Below are 3,563 nucleotides of genomic sequence, written 5' to 3' on the forward strand. Positions count from 1 at the left end.
CGTCTGCAAACTCCAGTTTTTTGCTGCCCAAAAACTGACATACACCTCTTTACCGTTGCATTTAATCTTTCTTTGCTCAAAGCCCTCGCCCCATCCGTCACTGGCTTGGCCTGTAATTTCATCTTTTATTCTGGCAAGCTCCCTATCATCAAGGGGTGCATTTAAAATGAGATTTGCAACTCCCATCAGCTGACCATTCACTTCTTCCACAGAGAAATGGTATCTTTTTACTTTTGCATTGACGCTATCCTGATCGCAATAGTACCTCATCAATCCTCGTTCCGTTTCTTCGGGCAAGGCATTTCTCTCAATCGCCTGCAATATTTCATCTTTATATTCTGCCAGCTCATCTGGGCAAACATCGATTTTATAATCTACCTGATAACCGTGATAGAGAACATATCCCTTTTCAGTAAATGCTCCATTTTCACTGGCAATTTTCTGCTTGCCATAGCGTTCAAAGTCTATGTATTCTTCAAGATTCTCGTCATAGTCAAAATGACCGCTTTCACAGATGATATATTTACCGTATTCTTCCACAGTATGGATATTGGGGAAAAGTTCAAACTCGTACATACTGTCCAGAAGTGCTTTTAAGTCCTTTTGTTTATCTGGTTTAATAAATTCCATGAGCTTTTCAACATAACTTTCCTCTTGGGTGTCTATTTCTCGAAACTTAGTTGCAAAGTGATTAAGATTATCCATGTTCTCACAGAGGGGTTTTTGGTCAGCTAAAATTTCAAGCATTCTGTCTGGAAAATGGTCGCTAGTAAGGCTTAGACTGCATTCTGACAGAGCATCTGCATCCAATCTTAGCAAGGCATATTCTATTTGCATTTGCGTGCAAGGCAGATAGAGAAATTGACTATAACCGTCTTTTCCCACTTCCAACTCAGCAATTTCATCTTGCCAATGATACAGAGGAAAGTGCAGTCCATTATAAATTGTCTGTATTGGATTCTTGTTTTGATAAAGAATTCCATAGGGTGTAATCAATGAGTTAGGATTTTCAGCAAGCAGTTTCTCAAAATACGCTCTGCCGTCAAACTCTTGTAATTCTTTCTCGCTGACCGCACCTTGCTCTGTTAGGTACATTTTCTTGCCTACTGCATCGAGGTCGCTGAAATCGGCAACGAGGCTGTAACAGTGGGTGTTGAAGGTTATATTGATGAGGTCTGCCGTAGTTTCTGCTTTTTTTTGGTATGCCATAGCGTAGAAGGTTTGCAGTTCATCCCTATCAAAGCTGTCCAATCGTTTCATTAGGTAGTCCAGCTCATCAATATTGCAGGGCTTATCTTTAAGAAGAGTAGATAGCCTTTCATCGGATACTTCTACAATGGTGCAGTTCGGTTCTGTACTTGGGAGGATTTCTAATCCCAAGCAAACTTTTTCAAAATCCTCAGCTTTCCAAGGAAACCAAAGGCTTTCCCTTCTTTCGTTTATAGGGTTCTTGATTGTTATTCTCATTTTTTCCTCCATTCTGTTTTTCCCATTAAAAAAGAGTCACCTTTGTGACTCGAATTTATTAGGATTCGTATAGGTTTATTATTTCCACTTTGCTTTTCTCTGCATATTTTACGGTGTATGCTGTACCTCCTTTACTGCCATCGTAGTAGCATATGATTTTACTGCTATGGTCCACCATGTATCGATTTCTCTGGTAAAAACAGCCCTGATGATATTTGGCATTTAGGGTAATGACCTCATCGCACTGAGCCAGAGTTGTAAAATAGATTTCTCGGTTCTCCTCGTTCCAGTTTTTTGGCTGTTCTTCATAGGGAACGACTGCAATGAGCTTTATTACTTTCGGCTCTGATATATGTACTACTCGTTTTCGCATGAGCACAATTTCTGCACACAGTAAATCAAATCCATAGCACGCTCCGAAGTAAAAGGTATCTGTTCCTTCTTTAATTGCTTTGTCAACTTCCTCCCCTATTCTTAATTTCAAATTTTCAAGGTTTTCTTTACTTTTAGGAATCCTTATACTTCTGTGACCGCTAAAACATAAAGTGTTTTCATTATTTTGCATAGTTCCCCACCTCTTTAGTCATAATATTTATTGTTTTTATCGATATTATCCATACACAATATAGACCATATCCCTATAAAAGTCAAATAATATTGATATTATTTATATTGAAAGCTGAGGTGACAAATATGCAAAGATTAAAACAACTACGTGAAGCTAAGAATATGACTCAAGTTCGCCTTGGCATAGAAGTTGGGGTATCACAAGAAACGATTAGCGGATATGAAATTGACAAAGCTGTACCTCCTGCTGATATGCTAGTAAAACTTGCCGATTGCCTTAGCACTTCTGTCGATTATCTTCTTGGCAGAACCGACATTAAAGATTTAAAACTATTAAGCAAATCCGACTTAAGCCAAACTGAACTAGAACTTATTTCTGAATTTAGAAAGCTACCGGAAACCAAAAAGGAACGGGTAATTGGCTTTATCAAAGGTCTAACAGAATTGCTGTAAAGAGGTGGCTAATATGAACAATAACTCAATTTTTGAAATAAAAGATTACGGAAAAATCAGGTTTCACGTAAAAGAAATCATGGACAGCAAAGAATTGACCAGAAGCAAACTTGCTAAACTTGCAAACATTCGTTTTGAGGTAGCCGATAAATGGTACCACGGAAACATTGAGAGAATGGATATAGATGTTCTTACTCGTATTTGCTTTGTTTTGGATTGCGAAATTTCCGATTTGATGACCTATACAAAATAATTATCTATTTATCAAGTTCATCATAGTGTAAAATCAAGCCTTCATGACATTTTAAAACTCAAAATTTCACCGCCATATTTTACAATGAGAATTGCATGAATTATCGCCATAAAAGTTTGATGATCAATCAAATGCTTATCTGCTATTTCATTTAGCTTTATGTATTCTTTTCCGGTATAGATGGTTTTTGCCACCTGATATAGGGCATAGCTGTTCGTGGTCATTCCACTGAGACGTATATTCTTAAATTCAAAACGATTGGAATATATATGCTCTTTTGCAAGACTGCATAACCTACCATCTGCAGTCAGCAGAAACAGTGTGGCAAGGTAGCGAGGATTGCTGCCCTTATTATGAACTCTGAGACTTCCGCAAATATTTTCAAATCTAATCTCATGGGCTTCACTTATAAACCAGTCGTCCGGAGAACTTGCAACTAAGTCCGAAAGCCTTTTTCTAAAATAGAAATAACTGATTTCAGAAAAGCATTCTATAGTCATTTCTCTGTAGTTTACACTGCTCATCCCTATGCGGTTCGTAAAATTTGTGCAAGCGGTTCCCCCACAATTATCTTTACCGCATTTTTTATTAGAACGGCACTTCTTAATTCCACCTTTTACTTCTGTTGTTTCTCCCACCACAATCAATCCTTTCTGCCTTGGCGAAAACCTAGGAACAAGCATCATCAGTTGTTCCAACTCCTGTAATTCTGTTCCATACAAAAATAATCTTGGCATTTTTCTCACTTTCCTTTCATTTTTAGGTACAAAAACCTGCTAAGAAAAGTCAATAGTTAATTTGACTTCTAGCAGGTTTCCTTCTT

5 protein-coding genes are annotated in these 3,563 nt (G+C 37.7%); 2 read left to right on the forward strand and 3 right to left on the reverse strand.

Features of this window, described 5'->3' with window-relative positions; genetic code table 11:
- Both RTK36_RS16370 and RTK36_RS16375 read right to left on the reverse strand, forming a co-directional pair.
- A partial coding sequence (locus RTK36_RS16370; RefSeq protein ID WP_312048287.1) for an antirestriction protein ArdA occupies positions 1–1,467 on the reverse strand: 1,467 nt, incomplete at its 3' end.
- Positions 1,468–1,525: 58 nt separating this feature from the next.
- On the reverse strand, positions 1,526–2,032 hold the full coding sequence (locus tag RTK36_RS16375; protein ID WP_312048289.1) for an SLOG family protein: 507 nt from the start codon (positions 2,030–2,032) through the stop codon (positions 1,526–1,528).
- 128 nt (positions 2,033–2,160) lie between these two features.
- Between RTK36_RS16375 and RTK36_RS16380 the strand changes: the two genes are divergently transcribed.
- Both RTK36_RS16380 and RTK36_RS16385 read left to right on the forward strand, forming a co-directional pair.
- Positions 2,161–2,487 (forward strand): helix-turn-helix domain-containing protein, encoded by a 327-nt coding sequence (locus RTK36_RS16380; protein WP_312048290.1) that lies wholly within the window; start codon positions 2,161–2,163, stop codon positions 2,485–2,487.
- A gap of 13 nt (positions 2,488–2,500) precedes the next feature.
- On the forward strand, positions 2,501–2,740 hold the full coding sequence (locus tag RTK36_RS16385; protein WP_312048291.1) for a helix-turn-helix domain-containing protein: 240 nt from the start codon (positions 2,501–2,503) through the stop codon (positions 2,738–2,740).
- A gap of 41 nt (positions 2,741–2,781) precedes the next feature.
- Here the strand turns inward: RTK36_RS16385 and RTK36_RS16390 are convergent, their stop codons facing one another.
- Positions 2,782–3,477: a hypothetical protein gene (locus RTK36_RS16390; protein ID WP_312048292.1), complete on the reverse strand. Its 696-nt coding sequence runs from the start codon at positions 3,475–3,477 to the stop codon at positions 2,782–2,784.
- Between the last annotated feature and the right edge of the window lie 86 nt (positions 3,478–3,563).

The organism is Anaerotignum sp., from assembly GCF_031981185.1.
Classification (GTDB): Bacteria; Bacillota; Clostridia; order Lachnospirales; family Anaerotignaceae; genus Chakrabartyella.

Excerpts from the sequence above, each read along its gene's own strand:
- RTK36_RS16380 (WP_312048290.1), top strand. The coding sequence starts at position 2,161 with ATGCAAAGATTAAAACAACTACGTGAAGCTAAGAATATGACTCAAGTT.
- RTK36_RS16375 (WP_312048289.1), bottom strand. The coding sequence starts at position 2,032 with ATGCAAAATAATGAAAACACTTTATGTTTTAGCGGTCACAGAAGTATA.
- RTK36_RS16390 (WP_312048292.1), bottom strand. The coding sequence starts at position 3,477 with ATGCCAAGATTATTTTTGTATGGAACAGAATTACAGGAGTTGGAACAA.
- RTK36_RS16385 (WP_312048291.1), top strand. The coding sequence starts at position 2,501 with ATGAACAATAACTCAATTTTTGAAATAAAAGATTACGGAAAAATCAGG.